Here is a 20554-nt window from a genome sequence, read left to right on the forward strand (position 1 = left end):
AACACAATGGCAAATAAACTTGAGATCACCCTTACTAAAAGCGTGATTGGCGCTAAGCCAGCACAACGTAAAACAGTTGAAGCTCTTGGACTTCGCAAAATGAACCAGACGGTTGAGCACCAAGATAATGTCGCAATTCGCGGCATGATCAACAAGGTCAGCCATTTGGTTACTGTCAACGAACAATAATCAGTTATTCTTTAATAAGGAGGTGCCGAAAGATGAAATTACACGAAATGAAACCTGCACAAGGTGCTCGTAAAGAACGTAAGCGTGTTGGTCGTGGTATGGGATCTGGATCAGGTAAAACATCTGGTAGAGGTCATGACGGTCAAAACTCACGTTCAGGCGGCGGTGTACGTCTTGGATTTGAAGGTGGACAACTTCCACTATTCCAACGTCTGCCTAAGCGCGGATTTACGAACATTAATCGTAAAGAATATGCCATCGTTAATCTTGAAACGTTAAATCGTTTTGAAGAAGGCACAGAAGTAACACCAGAATTGTTGATTGAAACTGGAATCGTGAGCAATGAGAAATCAGGTATTAAGATTCTTGGTAATGGGACTCTTGAGAAAAAGATTACTGTCAGAGCTCATAAATTCTCTGCTTCTGCTAAAGAAGCGATCGAGAAAGCGGGCGGGCAAGTCGAGGTGGTTTAATGTTTCAGACAATCTCAAACTTCATGAAAGTGAAAGAGATACGGTCTAAAATTATTTTCACACTGCTTTTGCTCATCGTATTCCGCCTCGGAACGTTTATAACGGTACCGAACGTGGATGCGACTGCGCTCCAGCAATCAGACAATCAATTCATTGGATTCTTGAATATCTTTGGTGGAGGAGCGCTTTCCAAGTTCTCAATCTTCGCCATGGGAATCATGCCGTATATCACAGCGTCAATCATCGTACAATTATTGCAGATGGATGTTGTGCCGAAGTTTGCTGAGTGGGCGAAACAAGGGGATGTCGGAAGACGTAAACTTGCACAATTCACTCGCTACTTTACGATGATTCTTGCGTTTATCCAAGCGATTGCAATGTCATTTGGATTTAACCAGATGTTCCAAGGAACACTCGTTGCAGATAACGGAGTTTCGACGTATATCGTCATTGCTCTAGTATTAACAGCGGGAACTGCTTTTCTTCTCTGGCTCGGTGAGCAGATTACAGCGAAAGGTGTCGGTAATGGTATTTCAATCATTATCTTCGCTGGTATCGTTGCTGCTATTCCGAATGCAGTGAACCAATTGTTTGTGTCTCAGATCCAAGATGCAGGGGATGCGTTATTTATCCGTATTGCGATGATGGTTCTGTTACTAGTTGCAGTTCTTGCAATTACAGTTGGCGTTATCTACTTCCAGGAAGCATTGCGTAAAATTCCAATTCAATATGCAAAACGGGTAACGGGCCGCGGGCAGAGTTCTGCCGGACAGCAAACGCACCTACCACTGAAACTGAACGCTGCAGGGGTAATCCCGGTCATCTTTGCGGTTGCGTTCTTTACAACACCGCAATTACTTGGCACGTTCTTCAGTGACAACAGTACTACTGCTACTATTGCGCGAGTTCTAAACTACTCGCACCCAGTCGGCATGGCACTGTATATCGGACTGATTATCGCTTTCACATATTTCTATGCGTTTGTTCAGGTCAATCCTGAAAACGTAGCAGATAACTTGAAGAAGCAAGGGGCTTATATCCCAGGTATCCGCCCTGGTCAGAACACTCAGGACTACTTGACAAGCACGCTCTATCGACTGACATTTGTCGGTGCGATCTTCCTTGCAACTGTCGCAGTTCTTCCGATTATTATTATTGAAATTGCAAATCTTCCGCAGTCCGCTCAAATTGGTGGTACTAGCTTACTAATCGTTGTCGGGGTTGCCCTTGAAACGATGAAGCAGCTTGAATCTCAATTGGTTAAGCGTCACTACAGAGGATTTATGAAATAAATTTAGGTGTAGATCTTTCTCCACTTGAATATCGATGGAGGGCAAGGCGTATGAATATCGTATTAATGGGTCTGCCTGGTGCCGGTAAAGGAACTCAGGCCGACAAAATTGTCGAAAAGTACGGAATCCCTCATATTTCTACAGGCGATATGTTCCGTGCTGCGATTCAAGAAGGCACGGAACTTGGAGTCAAAGCCAAATCGTATATGGACCAAGGTGCACTTGTACCTGACGAAGTTACGATTGGAATTGTCAGTGAGCGTCTAAGCAAACCTGACTGTGATAACGGTTTTCTATTAGACGGGTTCCCAAGAACAGTACCTCAAGCCGAAGCGCTTAATGGTATACTCGAAGGAATGTCTCGGAAAATCGAACACGCACTCAACATCCAGGTAGACAAAGAACTCCTTGTTGCTCGTTTGACAGGTCGCCGGATCTGTAAAGTTTGCGGAACTTCTTATCACTTAGAATTCAACCCGCCAAAGGTTGAAGGAGTATGTGATAAAGATGGTGGCGAACTGTATCAAAGAGCTGATGACAATCCGGAAACTGTCACGAACCGTCTGGAAGTAAATATGAAACAATCTGCACCGCTGCTTTCGTTTTATGACGAAAAAGGCGTGCTGACAAATATTAATGGTCAGCAAGACATTAATGACGTATTTCACGACGTGGATGCTGTGTTAACTACTCAGGTCCACTAAACCTTTCCGGAGCATGCAGACGTCAGGGCATCATGTCCGGCAGCGTTTGCTGTGCGGAAAGATCATTTGATTAGATTGAGCTGCAAAGGCAATTGATGCCCAGCAGAAAATCGCTAACATACGATGTGTTCGCTCAGTTCTCTGCACATGCATTTCCATGACAAATGGAGTATAATATGCAAGGTGTTTGAGTTTGTTGTCATTCGACTAACGAATCTGATGCAAGCTGTCGGTCATGTTTGAACCGATTTAAAGTTCCAAACAACATTTCGGGACGGTTTAACTGGCATGAATTGTGATTTGCGTCTTTTCGAACATCACTCGCGCATACCGGACATATGTTGAAGGAGCTTGTAAAGCGACTTATGGCGCTTGATGGTGAGGGCCTTTATAGGATATAGAAGGGAGACTGAGCTGATGGCGAAAGATGACGTAATTGAAATTGAAGGTACTGTAGTAGATACGTTGCCGAATGCGATGTTCAAAGTGGAACTGGAAAACGGACATACTGTGCTTGCACATGTATCCGGTAAAATCCGTATGCACTTCATCCGTATTCTGCCTGGTGATAAAGTGACGATTGAATTGTCACCTTATGACTTAACACGTGGTCGAATCACATACCGTTTCAAATAAACTTTTGCACTCCGGACTAATGAAGGAGGTTGGGTAAGATGAAAGTAAGACCATCTGTAAAACCGATCTGCGAAAAATGCAAAGTTATTCGCAGACGCGGCCGAGTAATGGTAATCTGTGAAAATCCAAAGCACAAACAGCGTCAAGGATAATATAAAGGAGGTGCGCAACCTATATGGCACGTATTGCTGGTGTAGACGTACCGCGCGATAAGCGCGTTGTAATTTCATTGACTTACATCTACGGAATTGGAAAAACGACAGCACAAAAGGTTCTTGCAACCGCTGGAGTTTCAGAAGATACACGCGTTCGTGATTTGACCGACGCGGAATTGGACAAAATCCGTGAACAACTAGATTCACTTAAAGTAGAAGGGGATCTTCGCCGTGAAACTTCTCTTAACATCAAACGTTTGATGGAAATCGGAAGCTTCCGTGGAATCCGTCACCGTCGTGGTTTGCCTGTACGCGGACAAAACACAAAGAACAATGCACGTACACGCAAAGGTCCTAAGCGGACTGTAGCTAACAAAAAGAAATAATAGGTAAAGGAGGTATTTTCGAACATGGCACGTAAACAACAAACTCGTAAACGTCGTGTAAAAAAGAATATTGAATCTGGGATTGCACATATCCGTTCGACGTTCAACAATACAATCGTAACGATTACTGACACTCACGGGAACGCACTTTCATGGTCAAGCGCTGGTGCACTTGGTTTCCGCGGTTCACGTAAATCGACTCCTTTTGCGGCTCAAATGGCTGCAGAAACTGCTGCGAAATCTTCAATGGAACACGGTCTTAAGACATTGGAAGTTACTGTTAAAGGACCTGGTGCTGGACGTGAAGCTGCAATTCGTTCACTACAGGCTGCTGGACTTGAAGTTACAGCAATCCGTGACGTAACCCCTGTTCCGCACAACGGATGCCGTCCTCCAAAACGTCGTCGTGTGTAACAATTTCTATTCCAATTGATTGAGAAACACAATTTTTGGTAAGAATGAATTGTGCGATTGCATTTTGCTGTCTATAAAAATCGATTTCAATAAGGAACGGTTCCACACAGACGTTTTGAAGGAGGGTACATGAATGATCGAGATTGAGAAACCGAAGATTGAAACCGTTATGGTTGCTGAAGATTCCATGTTTGGTAAGTTTGTTATCGAACCTTTGGAACGAGGGTATGGAAACACCTTAGGGAATTCATTGCGCCGCGTTCTGTTGTCTTCTCTACCTGGAGCTGCCGTAACATCGATCCAAATCGATGGCGTTCTTCACGAGTTCTCAACAGTTGAAGGCATTGTAGAAGATGTTGCCACTATTATCCTGAACGTGAAGCAACTAGCCCTTAAAATCTATTCAGATGATGAAAAAGTTATCGAAATAGATGTTAAAGGAGAAGGCCTGGTGACTGCTGCTGACATTACTCATGATAGTGATGTAGAAGTATTGAACCCTGAACTTCATATTGCAACACTTGGTAAAAATGGCCACCTTCGTATGCGTATGTATGCAGTGCGAGGAAGAGGTTATGCCCCTTCTGACCAAAACAAACGTGATGACCTTGCAATTGGTGTAATTCCAATTGACTCTATCTACACACCGGTATCTCGTGTAAACTTCCAAGTTGAAAATACTCGGGTTGGTCAAAGTACTAACTTTGATAAGTTGACATTAGATGTTTGGACAGATGGTAGTATTGGTCCTAAAGAATCTGTTTCGCTTGGAGCTAAAATCCTTACGGAACATTTAAATATTTTTGTTGGTATGACAGATGAAGCACAAACTGCAGAAATTATGGTAGAAAAAGAGGAAGACCAAAAAGAAAAAGTTCTGGAAATGACGATTGAAGAACTAGACCTTTCTGTTCGATCTTACAACTGCCTAAAGCGTGCAGGCATCAATACCGTTATGGAACTTGCTAACAAGTCCGAGGACGAAATGATGAAAGTGCGAAATCTTGGACGAAAGTCACTTGAAGAAGTAAAGCTGAAGTTGGATGAGTTGAATCTCGGATTACGCTCTGAAGATTGATAGCAGAATTAGATTGAAGGAGGGAATCTTCTATGGGTTACAGAAAACTTGGACGCACAAGTTCACAACGTAAAGCGATGTTACGGGACCTGGCAACAGACCTAATCATCCACGAACGCATCCAAACAACGGAAGCACGTGCGAAAGAGCTTCGTTCAGTTGTTGAAAAAATGATCACACTTGGTAAGCGTGGGGACTTGCATGCACGCCGTCAGGTAGCTGAATTCATCCGCCGTGAAGTTATTCTTGGCACTGATGATGAAGGTAAAGAAACAAAAACTTTTGCTATCCAAAAGTTATTTGATGATGTTGCACCGCGCTACGCAGAACGCCAGGGCGGATACACACGAATCATGAAGATGGGACCGCGCCGTGGAGACGGAGCACCTGTTGTAGTCATCGAACTCGTGTAAGGAACTTGAGGGTGTGACTGGCGACAGCCACACCCTCTTTCCACATAATGATTTATACGACAATATGAAAAGCTGAGTGTTACGATCGACAGGGATTCTCTGCTCGGTCTAGCTCTACGCATCTCATCCGCGATGACGGCTTGAGCACCCGGCATCGAAACATTTTGCTGCGCATTCTTCGGATGAGATGCGCGCTTTTTTTATTTATAAAAACTCTTGATACGTAAATGATTTTTTTATACATACATATGTTCAGTTAGAAGAAAAGAGGTGTTTGTAAATGCGCGAAGTATTGTCTTTGGATGGAGTATCGTTCGCTTATGAGACGGATGAAAATGTTTTTGTGCAAGCTGTTCAAAACGTTTCGCTAACCGTTCATGACGGGGAGTGGATTTCGATTGTCGGTCATAATGGTTCAGGTAAATCGACACTTGCGAAGTTAATGATCGGACTGCTTTTTCCGTCTGAAGGAGTAGTAAATGTCTTTCTGGAGCAGCTGACGGATGAAACCCTGTGGGAAATCCGTTCAAAACTTGGTGTTGTATTCCAAAATCCGGACAATCAGTTTGTCGGGGCCACTGTGCAAGACGACGTTGCATTTGCATTGGAGAATAACGGAATTCCCTATGATGAAATGCAGAGAAGGGTAAGTGAAGCTCTTTCAGATGTTGGCATGGCCGACTATGGAAGTCACGAACCTCATCATTTATCAGGCGGCCAAAAGCAGCGAGTGGCAATTGCCGGGGCACTTGCTATGAATCCTAGAATCTTAATTCTAGATGAGGCTACCTCTATGTTAGATCCTCAAGGACGCAGTGAAGTGATCGAACTGATTACCTCACTACGACAGACAACAGGACTTACAGTCATTTCTATTACACACGACCTGGAAGAGGTACTTCTCGCTGATCGTGTTTTCGTCATGAATAACGGAAGTGTCGCCGCTACAGGAACACCAACTTCAATCTTTGAACAAGGAACAAAATTGCAAGAACACGGACTCGATTTACCATTCGCACTTCGGCTCTCTCAATTATTGCGGAGTGCAGGTCTGCCGTTGATCGGGGATTATATGTCAGAAAGAGAGTTGGTGAATGAGTTATGGACATCTCATTTCAGCGAGTAAGTTTTGCATATGCCCCGAACACGCCATTCGAGAAAAAAGCGCTTCACAATATAGAAGCTGAAATCCCATCCGGTTCTTATACAGCGGTGATTGGTCATACAGGATCAGGAAAGTCTACCTTGCTATTACATTTAAATGGCTTACTGAAGCCGACAGATGGGACTGTACGCATTGGTGACACACTGATTACTTCTGAGACCAAAGGCAAGGCACTACGGGATGTACGCAGAAATGTGGGGATCGTTTTTCAATTTCCTGAACACCAACTATTTGAAGAAACTGTAGAGAAGGATATTATGTTCGGTCCTCTCAACTTTGGAATACCGGCAGAGGAAGCGAGAGCCCGTGCACATGAACTCATTGAAATGCTCGGATTGCCGGCAGATGTTGCGGACAAATCACCCTTTGAGCTTTCAGGTGGTCAAATGCGACGTGTCGCAATTGCGGGGGTGTTAGCTTTCAAACCATCCGTTTTAATACTCGATGAACCGACAGCTGGGCTTGACCCGCAAGGCCGACGAGAAATTATGGACCTTTTTGATCGTTTTCATCGTGAAGAGGGACTTACCACTATTTTAGTAACTCATAGTATGGAAGACGCTGCACGATATGCAGAGCACGTGATTGTCATGCATGAGGGGCACGCCGTTCTTTCGGGTTCTCCTGAGAGTGTGTTAACAAATGCTGAAGAACTTGCAAGATATCGCCTCGAATTGCCCAGGACCGTTAGATTCCAACGAGATTTCGAACGTTTGGTTGGACGCGAACTGCCATATGCAGCTTTGACTGAAGAGCAGCTGGCTGAGATGATTGCTGAACTTGCTAGAGAGTCAGGTGATAACTCATGATGGAGAAGATGATTTTCGGGCGATTCTTACCTGGAGATTCCGTGACGCATCGACTTGACCCTCGATCTAAGCTTGTTTTCATATTTCTATTTATATTCGCAGTCTTTTTGGCGAATAACACCATCACTTATGCAATACTGCTTGGTTTTACAGTTTTCGTTATTGTTATTTCAAAAATCCGATTTGGATTTTTATTAGGCGGATTAAAGCCGATTTTGTTTCTGGTTGTATTTACACTCTTTATGCACTTGTTTCTCACACGTGAAGGAGTGGTACTGTTCAACTGGAAGTTCATCACGATTTATGAAGAAGGATTACGACAAGGTATTTATATTTCCTTGCGGTTCTTAATCTTAGTCTTAATGACAACAGTTCTGACACTGACAACTTCACCAATTTCAATCACTGATGGTGTGGAGACACTTCTCAATCCATTGAAAAAGTTAAAGCTCCCTGTCCATGAACTCGCCATGATGATGTCAATCGCCCTTCGATTTATACCTACATTAATGGATGAAACTGACAAGATCTTGAAAGCTCAGCTTGCACGCGGATCAGATATTAGTTCCGGGAGTATTCAACAACGTGTAAAAGCGGTCATTCCCTTACTTGTCCCATTATTCGTCAGCGCCTTTAAACGTGCAGAGGATCTTGCGGTTGCCATGGAAGTACGCGGCTATCGCGGAGGGGAAGGCAGGACACGTTTTCGTAAATTGCAATGGCAGATGAATGATACCTTAGTACTCGTCGTATTGGGTATACTCTCAGGCGTCATGCTCTATTTTAGAGGATAAGGAGGCGCGCATGATGCGGATAAAAGCTACGGTTGCCTATGATGGGACTAACTTTTCCGGTTACCAGTCTCAGCCGAATATGCGTACTGTTCAGTCGGACATCGACAAAGCACTGCGGAAAATGCATAAAGACGATACGATCCATAGTGTTGCAAGCGGTCGTACTGACGCAGGAGTGCATGCTTTTGGACAAGTCATTCACTTTGACACACCGCTTAGCATAACTGAGGAGAGCTGGGTGACAGCACTAAATGTACTATTGCCTAAGGACATACGGATTCTAACCGCAAAGCAGGTTAGTGATGAATTTCACGCACGGTATTCTGCAAAAGGGAAGACGTATCAATATCGCTGGTCAAGAAAACCGATACACAGTCCGTTTGAACGTAACTATTCGGTTCACTTAGGAAAGTGGAATCCGGATATTGAACGGATGAAAGAAGGGGCAGTGCGGCTGCTTGGTACACATGACTTTACGAGTTTCTGTTCGGCAAAAACAGCAACATCGTCCAAGGTACGGACGATTCGTTCCCTTGAAATCAATGAAGAAGGTCATGAGCTTGTACTTACGATTGAAGGCGATGGCTTTTTATATAATATGGTTCGTACAATTGCCGGTGTTTTATATGCCGTTGGAATCGGTTGGGATGAGCCGCGCGACGTTACTGAGATTCTCCAAGCCCGTGATCGAAAAAGAGCTGGCAAAACGGCTCCAGCACACGGCTTGTACTTGATGAGCGTGACTTACGATCAGTAAAACAACTTTTCCAGGTGTTTATAACAAAATCTCTTGACTTTACAGACGAGAACAGGTAAGATAATCTTTGGTATTTCAATAACCCCACAAAAAGCCCCGAAAGTTTATTTGTGTTTAGGGATAGAGAAAACGGAACAGACTGATATTCATTTAGGAGGATATGAAACTATGCGTACAACATTCATGGCTAAAGGCCACGAAGTAGAGCGGAAATGGCTCGTTGTCGACGCTGAAGGCCAAACGCTTGGACGTCTTGCTTCAGAAGTCGCTACATTACTTCGCGGTAAACATAAACCGTCATTCACACCAAACGTTGATACAGGTGACCACGTGATCATCATCAATGCCGAAAAGATCCAATTGACAGGAAACAAATTGAAAGACAAGAAATATCACCGTCACTCAGGTTACACTGGTAGCCTTAAAACTCGTACAGCGCTTGAAATGCGCACGAACTACCCTACGAAAATGCTAGAATTGGCGATCAAAGGAATGCTTCCAAAAGGTCCACTTGGTCGTCAAACAGCTAAAAAGCTTCACGTATTCGCAGGACCAGAGCACACTCATGCAGCACAAAAACCTGAAGCGTTCGAGCTTCGCGGGTAATTAAGAGGAGGAAACACTTTTGGCACAAGTACAATATATCGGCACTGGCCGACGTAAAAGTTCAACAGCTCGTGTACGTTTAGTTCCTGGTGAAGGTAAAATCATCATCAACAAACGTGATGCAGAAGATTACGTACCATTCGAAACACTTCGCGAAATCATTAAGCAACCACTTGTAACAACTGATACACTTGGTAGCTATGACATTCACGTTAACGTAAATGGCGGAGGATACACAGGTCAAGCAGGCGCAATCCGTCACGGCGTAGCTCGTGCATTGTTGACTGTAGATCCTGATTTCCGTCCAGCTTTAAAAGCTGCGGGTCTACTTACACGTGACCCACGTATGAAAGAGCGTAAGAAGCCAGGTCTTCGCGGCGCACGTCGTGCACCACAGTTCTCGAAGCGCTAATTTTCAAATTCAAACAGTCCATTCCCAATCGGGGATGGGCTGTTTTTGTGTTTCATAGCTCCTCCTCTTTCAGCAATCACCTGTCCCCTCTACCTTCAGTGCTAAAATCTGTTCGATCATTTTAGTGCCGCCTTCAGTACAATACGATTTACTTAACGAATTTGCCAATCGGATTGGATCGCCAAAAAAGAATCGCTCATATTGTGTTTGTCTCGTTCCAAATGGACTCATCGTTAGGTCCCAAGCAAGACGGAAAATTTTCACTCTGTCTTCAGCTGATGTAGTTGCAGCTTGCAAATAATGATTCAAATCGTCGCCGATTTCGGAAAGGAAATCATTTTTTGTTGGGAGTGTAATCATCCCGCTTGCGCCAATAAGTTGAATGATTTCCGAAAAACGTGGATAGATTGCAGGGAAGATGTTGCTCGCAACTTGAAGAGGGATTATACTGGGCCGCATGTATCCCCATTTGTCCAGTGAGGCATCCTGTTCGGATTTATCGAGCAGTGCTTTCATAGTTTCTAGTCCTACTATAATTTCCGCCAATTTTCCTTGGATGTGTTGGTATTCACCCACGTTAATGGTATTGACTAACTGCTTAGCAACACTTAAGACAAATTCGGTTTTAACGACTTGCCGTGTAATAACTTGGTGGATGGCAAACGGATGAAAGGAGCTGACTGAAAAAAAGTTGGAAGCAACTTCAGTATTTCGGTAAAAAAACACACGCTCCCACGGAACGATTACATGGTCGAATACCACAATCGAATCCATCTCTTCAAATCGTGAGCTTAGCGGATAATTGAAAGTGGCTTCGTTTTTTGCAAATGATTCCCTGCAGATGAAACGCAACCCTTTTGTATCAGAAGGAATCGCAAAAGCGAAGGACTCGTTTGGATCTGAAAATAAGGTGGGGGTGCTGAAAACAAGCACCTCGTCTGTTAGACCGCCTTGCGTCGCCAGCAACTTTGCTCCTTTTATGATGAGGCCTTCGTCAGATGTCCCTACGATTTTGGCGGAAATAGGTTCATCTGCGGATTCAAAATAGAAGGATGACCGATTTACTTGTGGGGCGATGAAGGTATGGGTGAATGTTAAATCCTGTTCTCTTGCCCTTTCGTACAGAGATTGGACATGCTCAGGAAAGCAATTTTCTTTTTCGTTTAAGTAAGATGAAGAACTCGCAAAACTCATAAGTACAGTATTCAAATAATCGGGACTCCTGCCCATAAGGCCACATGTTTGTCTCGCCCATTGTTCAATCATCTGCCGGCGTCCTTGAAGATCTTCCTTAGAAATAGGCTGTAAAAAAGATAGTCCCACCCTTTCGTCGGTTAAAGGGGAATTGTATGTCATGTTCATCAGATGATCGGGAGACAGCTGATAATCATATAATGCGGCTTTGGTAGTTAATAGACCACGAAAGGCGGCATGTTCGGTAATTGGGGTTTCTATAGCTTCTCCATTCAGCCAAATCTCCGGTGTTAGTCTGCCAATTCGGTTAAGGAAATCCTTCCCGTTAATTGCTCCCACGGTAATCCTCCTGTTTTGGTTAGTTTTTCTAGTGTATTAGTAAAGTGATAAATATGATTACACCAAATGAAGTTAAATGGAAAAAGGACACTGATTTGCTAGCCCTTTGAACCGCCTGCTATATGCAATTCACTGACTTCTTAATTGAGCATCGGATTGCTTGAAAGTATGATTTCATATGCGTTATGCTATTGCAATGTAATGGAATGAAAGTGAGGTTCTGCTGTGTCATGGAATTATTTGGAGTGGATATCCCTATTAATTTTGAACTTTTACTAGGAAAAGTTATTAAGTTGGCAATTTTAATTGTTGCGTTTTCTATTGCTGTTCCTTTAGGGAAGAAAATGATCAGCGCAACCATAAATAAAATGTCACTTACTAGAAAAACAAAACCGGGTCGTATTAAAACGCTGGATAAGCTTCTATTGAATATTTTTTCATATATGATGATATTCATCTTTATCGGAACGATGTTATCGATATTTGGCGTGAACATCGGTCCGCTAATCGCGGGTGCAGGTGTACTAGGTTTGGCTATCGGGTTTGGTGCCCAGGGACTTGTCAGTGATGTTGTAACTGGGTTCTTCATATTACTGGAGCAACAGATGGAAGTAGATGACTACGTCACAGTGGCAGGTATAGATGGTATTGTAGAAGAAATCGGTCTTAGAACTACCAAAGTTCGCGCATTTGACGGTACGCTGAATTACCTACCGAATCGAATTATTGAAAATGTAGCGAATCATACTCGAGGGAATATGCGTGCTTTGGTCGATATTGGTATTAGTTATTCCAATGATGTGGACCAAGCCATCAGTGTCTTAGAAAGAGTGTGTGAAGTCTTTCAATCAGATGAACGATTTAAAGATGGTCCGAATGCCATTGGTGTCCAAAGTATCGATAGAACGGACGTCATACTTCGTGTAATTGGACAAGTTGAAAATGGATTACAGTGGGAATGTGAACGCGATCTTCTTAAAGCCATTAAGACGGCATTTGATGCAGCCAATATTGAATTGCCTTTAAATTATCAAGTGATTCAGGAACAGCCACAAATAGGCTAAAGCATGGACGCAATTCAATAAGACGTATATGATACCTATGTCGATTGTACAGGAGGCGTTACATTATGAAAGAAATTACAGCGAGTGAATTAGAAAAACAACTGGATGAGGGTCAACATATAAATATGGTCGACGTTCGAGAAGCAGATGAAATTGCAACTGGTAAAGTCATTGGCGCGATTCACATTCCGCTTGGAGAAATTCCTGCCCGTCTAGATGAGCTTGACAAAACAAAGCCGTATACGCTCATTTGTCGCTCTGGAGGCCGCAGTGGCCGTGCAGCCGAGTTCCTAGAAGAAGAGGGGTATGATGTGACCAATATGACTGGCGGTATGCTTAGCTGGCAGGGTCCAATCGAATAACAGAACGGACACGACGTCTTCCATTTGCGGAAGGCGTCTTTTTACGCTTGGTCATATTGCCGTCATCTTTTACGTATAGTGGATGAAAAAGGCGGTGTCATATGAAGCGCGTGATGATTATTGGATTGCTATTATTATGTTCTTTAAGTGTTGTGTGGTACGGAGTGAATGCTTCGGATCGAGCGTTTTTCATGCCAGCAGAGCTCGCAGGTGTCAAAGTGCTGCTTGACGCAGGACATGGCGGTGAAGACGGAGGGGCTTCAACAGCAGAGCTGATTGAAAGTGATGTCACACTTGCTATTACTAAAGAAGTGGAAAAGAAGTTAAAACAAAAAGGTGCAACGGTTGTCATGACGCGGACAAAATCAGGAGATGCCATTGCTGAGCATGCACCAGACAAAGAGTTTTCATCTATGCGGGAACGTAAATTCGAAGATTTGAAAATGCGCGTGAAGCTTGCGGAGACGGAAGAACCGGACTTGTTTTTAAGTGTGCACGTAAATGCGATCCCTGAGACGCAGTGGCGAGGCGCTCAAGTGTTTTATCATCCAGAGGGTCATGAAGGCGGAGAAGCCCTTGCTAAATCGATTCAAGGCGCGTTTAAGGAGCATCTTAAGAACACAGATAGGGAAGCGATGAAGATTAAAGGAGTTTACCTCTTAAAAAATATCCAAGTGCCATCAGTTATCGTTGAAACTGGCTTCATATCCAATCCGGAGGAGCACAAGTTACTAGGGGATCCTAAATATCGTAAAAAGGTAGCGGACGCGATTGTTGAAGGCGTTGTGACGCATCAGCTCATGGACCAAAAGTGATAAGCGCATCGCCTTACTACGAAGAGAGACTGTGCTATACTTGGGGGTGAATGTACTAAACCTCTAAGGAGTGTTCCGTTGTGATGAATGAAGAAACAGTACGAGAATTACTTGGCGGCATGAGCGATCCATTTTTACATAAAACATTGGCTGAAACAGAGGGAATCGTTGGGGTTACCATCAAGCCCGAAAAAGCGCATGTGAGTGTGAAATTAGCGATTGCTAAAGTGAATACAGCTGAGCAAATGACGCTTCAAACAAAGGTTGTGGAAGTCTTGAAAGCTGCGGGTGCTGATTCAGTCGGCATTCGATTTGAAGAATTACCACAGGAGACTTTAGAGAAGTTCCGCGGCACTGCGACTGCTGCTGAAGCACAGGACTTACTATCTCCTATTAATGATGTCACTTTCATTTCCATTGCGTCTGGTAAAGGCGGCGTAGGGAAATCTACAGTTTCAGTTAACTTGGCAGTGGGTCTGGCTCGTCTTGGGAAAAAGGTAGGTCTGATCGACTCAGATATTTATGGCTTTAGTGTTCCCGATATGATGGGAGTTACGGAATCCCCGGTAATTCGCGGAGATCGGATTATTCCTGTAGAACGTAAAGGTGTTAAAGTGATCTCGATGGGCTTTTTCGTCGAAGATAATGCACCAGTCGTATGGCGCGGACCGATGCTTGGTAAAGTGCTCGATCAGTTCTTTAGAGATGTCGAGTGGGGTGACCTTGATTACATGATTCTTGACTTACCTCCAGGCACAGGGGATGTTGCGTTAGATATCCATCAAATGATCCCTGCTTCTAAAGAAATTGTTGTCACAACTCCTCACCCGACAGCGGCTTTCGTTGCAGCACGTGCAGGCGCGATGGCACTGCAGACAGATCATGCGCTGCTTGGTGTAATTGAAAACATGTCATGGTTCGAATCTAAAGTAACAGGTGAAAAAGAGTATGTATTCGGTTCTGGCGGAGGAAAACGGCTTGCTGAAGAACTTCGTACAGAATTACTTGGTCAAATTCCATTAGGTCAACCTGATTGGGATGAAGAGGATTTTGCTCCTTCTGTGTATGCAGAAGATCATCCAATTGGAAAGACGTATCTGGAAATTGCGCAAAATGTGATTGATAAAATCAATAAATAACAAAAAGCGGAGTGGGTTATTGTCCCCCTCCGCTTTCTTGTTTGTCTTCTTCTTTTTTCTTCTTATCGTCTTTCTTCTCAACAGGTTTGACTTCCCCTGCTTTTAAAATCAGTTCTTGCCACTTTGCTTGAAGTAAGGGGCTGCTAATTGTTTCCTCAATTGCTTTTTGGAACTCCTTTTTTAAAGATCCGGAATGCAGGATGTTCTCCAATTGCTTTTGCATGTCTGGAGTTCCGAAGAATTCTTCAAGTTCTTTTTGAAACGAGGCATCGTTCATGAGGGCTTTCATAATGTCTTGCTGTTGTTTTTTCATGCTAGTGGCAATGGTCTTTTGAAATTTCGGATCGTCGAACGTTTCTTTCCAAAAGTCTTCTCCTTCTTTTGACAACAGCGTGGACTCGATGGCGGCAGTTACTTCGGGCTGTTCAAGTACAAGGTGTTTCCGGAATTCTTCTTCAGAGAGAAGCTGCCGTATGGCTTTTTTTCCTTCCTCCGTTTGGATAGCATCGGTCATCATCTTTTTCGTTTCATCGTAAGAAGGGGCGGTACTTGACGCGTTGCTGCATGCGGATAGAACCAATAGGGCAGGGAGCAGAAATATAATTAGTTTTTTCATGGATTTGAAATCCCTCCACTGGCTTTTCAATTATTGTTCACAACTTCCCGCGGATTATGCACAGACAGTGAAATGAAATAGATTTTTATGCAAATCACTGTTACACTAGAACGAGTAAAAAAAACGGAGGAACGTTGCTGTGACTATACGAAATTGGAGTAAATTCTTCTTCCACGCCCTGCTTCTAGGCGGTGGAATTACAGGTCTTGTCGGATTGATTGTACGTTGGGAATTTTTCTACTCTTACTTATCAACAGGAGAATATTTTCAATTTATCGGCGCAATGCTATGGATGATATTCTTAGGATTTACGATGAGTGTAATCGCCCAAATGGGATTTTTCGCATATTTAACAATTCATCAATTCGGAGTTAACCTATTTAGAACATTAACTTTGTGGAATTGGATACAACTATTATTGATCGTTGTGGTACTCTTTGACCTTGTCTTTTTCAGATTCCGTTTAACTTCGGGAGACACTTCACGGACCGTTCTTTATATGGTACTGCTCGCGATATTAGTAGGTACTGCTGCAGTTACCGCGTGGTTTAAGGCAAAGTGGACAAAAAAGCATATTTTAATTTCTGCATTGTTTTTCATGATCGTGATAACTACCCTGGAGTGGCTGCCTGCGTTAATGGTGCGCAAGGGAGAAGTCGATACTTGGGTAACTATTATGCTATTCCCGCTCATCTCAGTGAATGCTTATCAACTTTTAGTTCTTCCAAAGTACAACCGGAAGTCTGATGAGGATAAGGAAAAGTTAGATGCGCGTAAAGAGCAGCGTAGAAAACAAAAAACTGCGAACGTAAAATAACAAAAGACACACAACTAGGTTCAATTGCCAAAGTTGTGTGTCTTTTGTTATTCTGGTATCTTTTTTGTTTTTGCATTGGTTGCAAATAAGACATCTTCTACTGAATGGAACTCGCGACTTTCTATTAGGCGATCTATATCCTCGAGTTTTGCCTGCCCTTTACGTTCCAATGCAACGGATAGAATTTCACCCTTAATGACTGATGGTAATTTCCCTCCCTTCCATCGTACTGTCGACCCTAGAGTGTTTACTTCTTGTTTCCAAAGTGTTTCTTGCAGAACTTTAGGGAATACTTCGTCACGTGTACGGAACCATAGAGGCTTATTATTGAATATGAGTTGAAACTCTTTTAAGTGTTTATCAATAAGTGCTGGATTGTCTTCATAAACAACACCTTTTTCACCAAGCAGGGCGACTGGGATATTCTTTTTTTGTATGTGTTCAATCGAATCGGGGAAACGTTTTGCCCATCCGATATCAACAAATAATAGCGGATAGGGGGCTTCCATCTTTGCAATCCAATTTTCCAGTGCGGAATCACCAAACGAAATATCTACTGTTAATGCTGAACCAGAAGTGCCTCGTACAATTACATCGGGTTCGTCTGTCAGTTTAAAGACATTGAGAATCTTCGGAGCTGAGAGAGAAGTAGGTAACAACAAGAACAAAAGTGTGCATAGAACGGCAAACCATATAATCTTTTTTAGCACAAAAAGCTCCTTTCGAATGGACATACAGTACTTTATGACGAGGGCTTGACCATTATGCGTACCTCGTGCTATTATGTAAAAGTCGTCAACGGGTGATTGAAATCATCATAGAAAACTTCTTGCTTTCCTCTGAAGGTATGGTATAATTTCGGTTGTCCGACGAAAGCTAAATTTCATTATTCCGCAGTAGCTCAGTGGTAGAGCAATCGGCTGTTAACCGATCGGTCGTAGGTTCGAGTCCTACCTGCGGAGCCATTTTCCATGCCTATGCTTCCATAGCTCAGTAGGTAGAGTGCTTCCATGGTAAGGAAGAGGTCACCGGTTCGAATCCGGTTGGAAGCTCCAGCACATTCATGCTGAACAATAGGCGACAGTTTAGCAATTGTATGGCCCCTTGGTCAAGCGGTTAAGACACCGCCCTTTCACGGCGGTAACACGGGTTCGAATCCCGTAGGGGTCACCATGTTTGTTCCAAAGTACATAACAGATAAGCGGTGTCGCCATGCACGCTTATCCTATAAAACCTATGGTGGGGTAGCGAAGTGGCTAAACGCGGCGGACTGTAAATCCGCTCCCTCCGGGTTCGGCGGTTCGAATCCGTCCCCCACCACCATTTTTATGTATAATTCTTCTACTAGTGGTTATAATAACAGTAAGATCCCGGCGCAGAGATGAGCCGATTTTTTTAATTATTGGGGTATAGCCAAGCGGTAAGGCAACGGACTTTGACTCCGTCACTCGTTGGTTCGAATCCAGCTACCCCAGCCAAATTTTCAAACTTTGTTTGAAAATTTTGCGAGAAATACCGTAAAGTATTTGGAGCAATACAAGGCGAGAAAAGTAAACCAATATAAGACCAATCCCAGATCGAAGAACTATGCATGCAAACTTTGTTTTAAAAAATTCGCAAGAAATACCGCAGACAGTGCTGTTAATTGATTAAAACATTCGCAGATTAAAATGACTCTATGCATTGAAAATCATGTACATGAGCCGATACTATAAATAGAACTTCTACAATCCTTCTCTGTTTAACGGAAAGGGTTTTTTATATTGTTTTAACTTAATGAAGAACGATGAAGCTACGATTGGATTTAAGATGAAAGAGGTGCTCCATGCCCAATCATGAGGACATGATACATAACTTAGTTAACTTGCAGCAGCAAAGAAATCTGACGGATGTGTTAAATGACATTGTTTATGCCCTTGATAGTTCTGCAATTGTGGCAGTAACAGACAGGGTGGGAACTATAATCTATGCAAATGAGTTTTTTACAAAACTTTCACAATATCCTCAAAGCGAATTAATCGGAGCCAATCAACGAATTGTAAACTCTGGTTTTCATTCTTCTGCGTTCTTTAAAGAGATGTGGAGAACTATCGGTACAGGAGAAATATGGCGCGGGGAAATTTGCAATCGTGCAAAGGATGGCTCTATTTACTGGGTAAATACGACAATTGTTCCTTTCTTAAATGAACACGGAATACCTTATCAGTATATTTCTATTCGTCATGACATTACTGAAAAGAAAAAAATCGAATCAGCTTTACGAAAACAATTAGAATTGTATGAGCTGCTGACGGAAAATGCAGATGACTTCATTGGCGTTCTAGACATCGATGGAAAAATTCACTATCAGTCTCCATCGATAGAAAGACTGATTGGCGGAACAAACCCTAATTTGATGGAGGCGATTCCAGAAGAGGATCGTGTGTTGATAATGGAAGCTCTTCAGCGTTCAGATCAAAAGTGTTCTAGAGGGTCAGTACTCGAATTCAGGTTGAAAGTACGTGGCAGTCAAGTTCTTCAAATGAGTGGAAGTTTATCGCGGATTACAACAGCGGGTGAATTTTCCGGATACAATGTCTTGGTAATGCAAGATAACACCGAGGCCAAAGAGCGGGAACAACTCATATTAGATTTGTCTTCCATTGATCAGCTGACGGGACTGCTGAACAGACGGTCCTTCTTAAAAGAATTATTTAATGAAGTAGAACGTGCTAAAGAGACAGGAATGTTGCTCGGACTTGTACACCTCAATATTGATAAATTAAGATATGCGAATGAAACGTTCGGTCATGATCGTGGTGATGAAATTCTTAAAAAGATTGCAGAACGACTGAGTGTGCAGCTTAAAGGAGCATTATGCGGGAGAACCGCAGGAGATGAGTTTGCGTTTGTGATGACAAGTGAAAGGTCTGCTGATGAATTATTGGAATGGACTAAAGGTTTGCAACAAATGATTGAATTACCATTTGAAGTAGCTGGACAACCCTATAACCCTTCCGTCAGTTGTGGATTGTCTGTATATCCTATACATGCCACTGAAGTTCCAGGATGGATTACAACCACTGAACAAGCGATGCAGTTTGTAAAAAAACAAGGCGGGTCAGGGAGCGCTATTTTTGTCCCTGATATGTATTCAAAATCGTTGGATCGGATTATCCTTGAAAACGAACTGCGCAAAAGTGTTAAAGAGCAACATTTTATACTTGAGTATCAACCAAAAGTGAATTTGAGGGAAGGAAGTGTAGTTGGTTTTGAAGCTCTAGTTAGATGGCAGCACCCTGACTTGGGCCGAATTCCGCCCGATAAATTCATTTCATTATCAGAGGAAACCAAAATTATCATTCCTCTAGGGGAATGGATTTTAAAAGAAGCATTTCTAAAGGCGCAACAACTGCAAAAAGATAACCAGAAGCCTTTAACGATTGCTGTTAACTTATCTGCTGTGCAATTGGAAAGTCCAGATTTGCTCCCTTATATACGTTCATTAGTGGAGACAATGGAGATTGACCCGCAAATTATTGAACTGGAAGTGACTGAAAGTGCATTTGCTGATCGCCTGGAAATGGGATCTGCTTTAAGACAATTGCAGGAATTGGGTTTTTTGGTTTCCATTGATGATTTTGGTACAGGGTTTAGTTCGTTTAGTTATATTAAAGAGTTCCCGGCTGAAACGTTAAAGATAGATATGTCATTCGTGCGTGATATTGAAACAAGTGAAAATAGCCGGGCGATTATTAAAGCGATTGTCACGATGGCTGACACAGCTGGGATGAATGTAATTGCTGAAGGGATTGAAACTGCTGAACAGGCTCGGATAGTAAAACAAATCGGATGCAGGGAAGGTCAAGGATATTATTATAGCCGTCCGCTTTCTGCTGACAAAGTATCAGAATTTCTTGTGGAATTCACTTCCAATTAACTGAAT

25 protein-coding genes and 5 tRNA genes are annotated in these 20554 nt (G+C 43.0%); 27 read left to right on the forward strand and 3 right to left on the reverse strand.

Annotation, left to right across the window (positions count from 1 at the left end):
• Nucleotides 1–6 precede the first annotated feature (6 nt).
• The 16 genes from rpmD (at nucleotide 7) to rpsI (ending at nucleotide 10283) form a co-directional block, all read left to right on the forward strand.
• The gene (gene rpmD / locus QT716_RS08105; RefSeq protein ID WP_039043304.1) at nucleotides 7–189 is read left to right on the forward strand and encodes a 50S ribosomal protein L30; all 183 of its coding nucleotides are present in this window, start codon (nucleotides 7–9) and stop codon (nucleotides 187–189) included.
• A gap of 32 nt (nucleotides 190–221) precedes the next feature.
• Nucleotides 222–662 (forward strand): 50S ribosomal protein L15, encoded by a 441-nt coding sequence (gene rplO / locus QT716_RS08110; RefSeq protein WP_317935553.1) that lies wholly within the window; start codon nucleotides 222–224, stop codon nucleotides 660–662.
• Nucleotides 662–1954, forward strand: coding sequence for a preprotein translocase subunit SecY (secY, locus tag QT716_RS08115; RefSeq protein WP_317935554.1), 1293 nt, complete (start codon nucleotides 662–664; stop codon nucleotides 1952–1954). Before rplO ends, secY begins: the two co-directional genes overlap by 1 nt.
• Before the next feature lie 50 nt (nucleotides 1955–2004).
• The gene (locus QT716_RS08120; RefSeq protein WP_317935555.1) at nucleotides 2005–2658 is read left to right on the forward strand and encodes an adenylate kinase; all 654 of its coding nucleotides are present in this window, start codon (nucleotides 2005–2007) and stop codon (nucleotides 2656–2658) included.
• 417 nt (nucleotides 2659–3075) lie between these two features.
• Complete coding sequence (infA, locus tag QT716_RS08125) at nucleotides 3076–3294, forward strand: translation initiation factor IF-1 (protein ID WP_317935556.1); 219 nt, start codon at nucleotides 3076–3078, stop codon at nucleotides 3292–3294.
• A gap of 38 nt (nucleotides 3295–3332) precedes the next feature.
• Entirely contained in the window at nucleotides 3333–3446 is a 114-nt protein-coding gene (gene rpmJ, locus QT716_RS08130) for a 50S ribosomal protein L36 (RefSeq protein ID WP_076758849.1), read from the forward strand.
• A 23-nt stretch (nucleotides 3447–3469) separates the two neighbouring features.
• The gene (gene rpsM / locus QT716_RS08135) at nucleotides 3470–3835 is read left to right on the forward strand and encodes a 30S ribosomal protein S13 (protein WP_317935557.1); all 366 of its coding nucleotides are present in this window, start codon (nucleotides 3470–3472) and stop codon (nucleotides 3833–3835) included.
• A gap of 24 nt (nucleotides 3836–3859) precedes the next feature.
• Complete coding sequence (gene rpsK / locus QT716_RS08140; RefSeq protein ID WP_025783840.1) at nucleotides 3860–4249, forward strand: 30S ribosomal protein S11; 390 nt, start codon at nucleotides 3860–3862, stop codon at nucleotides 4247–4249.
• Nucleotides 4250–4382: 133 nt separating this feature from the next.
• Nucleotides 4383–5327 carry a DNA-directed RNA polymerase subunit alpha gene (locus tag QT716_RS08145; protein WP_317935558.1) on the forward strand — a complete coding sequence of 315 codons (945 nt, stop codon included), beginning with the start codon at nucleotides 4383–4385 and terminating at the stop codon, nucleotides 5325–5327.
• 32 nt (nucleotides 5328–5359) lie between these two features.
• Nucleotides 5360–5740, forward strand: a complete 381-nt coding sequence (gene rplQ, locus QT716_RS08150; protein WP_025783838.1) for a 50S ribosomal protein L17 — start codon at nucleotides 5360–5362, stop codon at nucleotides 5738–5740.
• A gap of 280 nt (nucleotides 5741–6020) precedes the next feature.
• Nucleotides 6021–6866: an energy-coupling factor ABC transporter ATP-binding protein gene (locus QT716_RS08155; protein WP_317935559.1), complete on the forward strand. Its 846-nt coding sequence runs from the start codon at nucleotides 6021–6023 to the stop codon at nucleotides 6864–6866.
• Entirely contained in the window at nucleotides 6842–7714 is an 873-nt protein-coding gene (locus tag QT716_RS08160; RefSeq protein WP_317935560.1) for an energy-coupling factor ABC transporter ATP-binding protein, read from the forward strand. Before QT716_RS08155 ends, QT716_RS08160 begins: the two co-directional genes overlap by 25 nt.
• Entirely contained in the window at nucleotides 7711–8508 is a 798-nt protein-coding gene (locus tag QT716_RS08165) for an energy-coupling factor transporter transmembrane component T family protein (protein ID WP_317935561.1), read from the forward strand. Before QT716_RS08160 ends, QT716_RS08165 begins: the two co-directional genes overlap by 4 nt.
• Before the next feature lie 10 nt (nucleotides 8509–8518).
• Nucleotides 8519–9265, forward strand: a complete 747-nt coding sequence (gene truA / locus QT716_RS08170) for a tRNA pseudouridine(38-40) synthase TruA (RefSeq protein WP_317935562.1) — start codon at nucleotides 8519–8521, stop codon at nucleotides 9263–9265.
• Between the two features lie 168 nt (nucleotides 9266–9433).
• The gene (rplM, locus tag QT716_RS08175) at nucleotides 9434–9871 is read left to right on the forward strand and encodes a 50S ribosomal protein L13 (protein ID WP_317935563.1); all 438 of its coding nucleotides are present in this window, start codon (nucleotides 9434–9436) and stop codon (nucleotides 9869–9871) included.
• 19 nt (nucleotides 9872–9890) lie between these two features.
• On the forward strand, nucleotides 9891–10283 hold the full coding sequence (gene rpsI, locus QT716_RS08180; RefSeq protein ID WP_317935564.1) for a 30S ribosomal protein S9: 393 nt from the start codon (nucleotides 9891–9893) through the stop codon (nucleotides 10281–10283).
• A gap of 69 nt (nucleotides 10284–10352) precedes the next feature.
• On the opposite strand, the gene hpaB is transcribed toward rpsI, so the two are convergent.
• Nucleotides 10353–11816, reverse strand: a complete 1464-nt coding sequence (hpaB, locus tag QT716_RS08185; RefSeq protein ID WP_317935565.1) for a 4-hydroxyphenylacetate 3-monooxygenase, oxygenase component — start codon at nucleotides 11814–11816, stop codon at nucleotides 10353–10355.
• Nucleotides 11817–12046: 230 nt separating this feature from the next.
• On the opposite strand from hpaB, the gene QT716_RS08190 reads away from it, so the two are divergent.
• The 4 genes from QT716_RS08190 (at nucleotide 12047) to QT716_RS08205 (ending at nucleotide 15196) form a co-directional block, all read left to right on the forward strand.
• Nucleotides 12047–12880 carry a mechanosensitive ion channel family protein gene (locus QT716_RS08190; protein ID WP_317935566.1) on the forward strand — a complete coding sequence of 278 codons (834 nt, stop codon included), beginning with the start codon at nucleotides 12047–12049 and terminating at the stop codon, nucleotides 12878–12880.
• A gap of 65 nt (nucleotides 12881–12945) precedes the next feature.
• The gene (locus QT716_RS08195; RefSeq protein ID WP_317935567.1) at nucleotides 12946–13242 is read left to right on the forward strand and encodes a rhodanese-like domain-containing protein; all 297 of its coding nucleotides are present in this window, start codon (nucleotides 12946–12948) and stop codon (nucleotides 13240–13242) included.
• 101 nt (nucleotides 13243–13343) lie between these two features.
• Nucleotides 13344–14057, forward strand: coding sequence for an N-acetylmuramoyl-L-alanine amidase (locus tag QT716_RS08200; RefSeq protein ID WP_317935568.1), 714 nt, complete (start codon nucleotides 13344–13346; stop codon nucleotides 14055–14057).
• Nucleotides 14058–14140: 83 nt separating this feature from the next.
• Complete coding sequence (locus tag QT716_RS08205) at nucleotides 14141–15196, forward strand: Mrp/NBP35 family ATP-binding protein (protein ID WP_398292958.1); 1056 nt, start codon at nucleotides 14141–14143, stop codon at nucleotides 15194–15196.
• A gap of 16 nt (nucleotides 15197–15212) precedes the next feature.
• Here the strand turns inward: QT716_RS08205 and gerD are convergent, their stop codons facing one another.
• Nucleotides 15213–15812 carry a spore germination lipoprotein GerD gene (gene gerD, locus QT716_RS08210; protein WP_317935570.1) on the reverse strand — a complete coding sequence of 200 codons (600 nt, stop codon included), beginning with the start codon at nucleotides 15810–15812 and terminating at the stop codon, nucleotides 15213–15215.
• A 139-nt stretch (nucleotides 15813–15951) separates the two neighbouring features.
• On the opposite strand from gerD, the gene QT716_RS08215 reads away from it, so the two are divergent.
• Nucleotides 15952–16629, forward strand: coding sequence for a KinB-signaling pathway activation protein (locus QT716_RS08215; RefSeq protein WP_317935571.1), 678 nt, complete (start codon nucleotides 15952–15954; stop codon nucleotides 16627–16629).
• 47 nt (nucleotides 16630–16676) lie between these two features.
• On the opposite strand, the gene QT716_RS08220 is transcribed toward QT716_RS08215, so the two are convergent.
• Nucleotides 16677–17339 (reverse strand): hypothetical protein, encoded by a 663-nt coding sequence (locus QT716_RS08220; protein WP_317935572.1) that lies wholly within the window; start codon nucleotides 17337–17339, stop codon nucleotides 16677–16679.
• Between the two features lie 180 nt (nucleotides 17340–17519).
• On the opposite strand from QT716_RS08220, the gene QT716_RS08225 reads away from it, so the two are divergent.
• The 6 genes from QT716_RS08225 (at nucleotide 17520) to QT716_RS08250 (ending at nucleotide 20548) form a co-directional block, all read left to right on the forward strand.
• Nucleotides 17520–17594: transfer RNA gene (locus tag QT716_RS08225), tRNA-Asn, on the forward strand.
• A gap of 14 nt (nucleotides 17595–17608) precedes the next feature.
• Nucleotides 17609–17684, forward strand: a tRNA-Thr gene (locus QT716_RS08230).
• A 43-nt stretch (nucleotides 17685–17727) separates the two neighbouring features.
• Nucleotides 17728–17802, forward strand: a tRNA-Glu gene (locus tag QT716_RS08235).
• 65 nt (nucleotides 17803–17867) lie between these two features.
• Nucleotides 17868–17952, forward strand: a tRNA-Tyr gene (locus QT716_RS08240).
• Between the two features lie 80 nt (nucleotides 17953–18032).
• Nucleotides 18033–18107: transfer RNA gene (locus tag QT716_RS08245), tRNA-Gln, on the forward strand.
• Nucleotides 18108–18454: 347 nt separating this feature from the next.
• Nucleotides 18455–20548 (forward strand): EAL domain-containing protein, encoded by a 2094-nt coding sequence (locus tag QT716_RS08250; RefSeq protein WP_317935573.1) that lies wholly within the window; start codon nucleotides 18455–18457, stop codon nucleotides 20546–20548.
• Nucleotides 20549–20554 lie beyond the last annotated feature (6 nt).

Source organism: Sporosarcina aquimarina, from assembly GCF_033253705.1.
Classification (GTDB): Bacteria; Bacillota; Bacilli; order Bacillales_A; family Planococcaceae; genus Sporosarcina; species Sporosarcina aquimarina.

Excerpts from the sequence above, each read along its gene's own strand:
- rpmD (WP_039043304.1), top strand. The coding sequence starts at position 7 with ATGGCAAATAAACTTGAGATCACCCTTACTAAAAGCGTGATTGGCGCT.
- rplO (WP_317935553.1), top strand. The coding sequence starts at position 222 with ATGAAATTACACGAAATGAAACCTGCACAAGGTGCTCGTAAAGAACGT.
- secY (WP_317935554.1), top strand. The coding sequence starts at position 662 with ATGTTTCAGACAATCTCAAACTTCATGAAAGTGAAAGAGATACGGTCT.
- QT716_RS08120 (WP_317935555.1), top strand. The coding sequence starts at position 2,005 with ATGAATATCGTATTAATGGGTCTGCCTGGTGCCGGTAAAGGAACTCAG.
- infA (WP_317935556.1), top strand. The coding sequence starts at position 3,076 with ATGGCGAAAGATGACGTAATTGAAATTGAAGGTACTGTAGTAGATACG.
- rpmJ (WP_076758849.1), top strand. The coding sequence starts at position 3,333 with ATGAAAGTAAGACCATCTGTAAAACCGATCTGCGAAAAATGCAAAGTT.
- rpsM (WP_317935557.1), top strand. The coding sequence starts at position 3,470 with ATGGCACGTATTGCTGGTGTAGACGTACCGCGCGATAAGCGCGTTGTA.
- rpsK (WP_025783840.1), top strand. The coding sequence starts at position 3,860 with ATGGCACGTAAACAACAAACTCGTAAACGTCGTGTAAAAAAGAATATT.
- QT716_RS08145 (WP_317935558.1), top strand. The coding sequence starts at position 4,383 with ATGATCGAGATTGAGAAACCGAAGATTGAAACCGTTATGGTTGCTGAA.
- rplQ (WP_025783838.1), top strand. The coding sequence starts at position 5,360 with ATGGGTTACAGAAAACTTGGACGCACAAGTTCACAACGTAAAGCGATG.
- QT716_RS08155 (WP_317935559.1), top strand. The coding sequence starts at position 6,021 with ATGCGCGAAGTATTGTCTTTGGATGGAGTATCGTTCGCTTATGAGACG.
- QT716_RS08160 (WP_317935560.1), top strand. The coding sequence starts at position 6,842 with ATGGACATCTCATTTCAGCGAGTAAGTTTTGCATATGCCCCGAACACG.
- QT716_RS08165 (WP_317935561.1), top strand. The coding sequence starts at position 7,711 with ATGATGGAGAAGATGATTTTCGGGCGATTCTTACCTGGAGATTCCGTG.
- truA (WP_317935562.1), top strand. The coding sequence starts at position 8,519 with ATGATGCGGATAAAAGCTACGGTTGCCTATGATGGGACTAACTTTTCC.
- rplM (WP_317935563.1), top strand. The coding sequence starts at position 9,434 with ATGCGTACAACATTCATGGCTAAAGGCCACGAAGTAGAGCGGAAATGG.
- QT716_RS08190 (WP_317935566.1), top strand. The coding sequence starts at position 12,047 with ATGGAATTATTTGGAGTGGATATCCCTATTAATTTTGAACTTTTACTA.
- QT716_RS08195 (WP_317935567.1), top strand. The coding sequence starts at position 12,946 with ATGAAAGAAATTACAGCGAGTGAATTAGAAAAACAACTGGATGAGGGT.
- QT716_RS08200 (WP_317935568.1), top strand. The coding sequence starts at position 13,344 with ATGAAGCGCGTGATGATTATTGGATTGCTATTATTATGTTCTTTAAGT.
- QT716_RS08205 (WP_398292958.1), top strand. The coding sequence starts at position 14,141 with ATGAATGAAGAAACAGTACGAGAATTACTTGGCGGCATGAGCGATCCA.
- gerD (WP_317935570.1), bottom strand. The coding sequence starts at position 15,812 with ATGAAAAAACTAATTATATTTCTGCTCCCTGCCCTATTGGTTCTATCC.
- QT716_RS08250 (WP_317935573.1), top strand. The coding sequence starts at position 18,455 with ATGCCCAATCATGAGGACATGATACATAACTTAGTTAACTTGCAGCAG.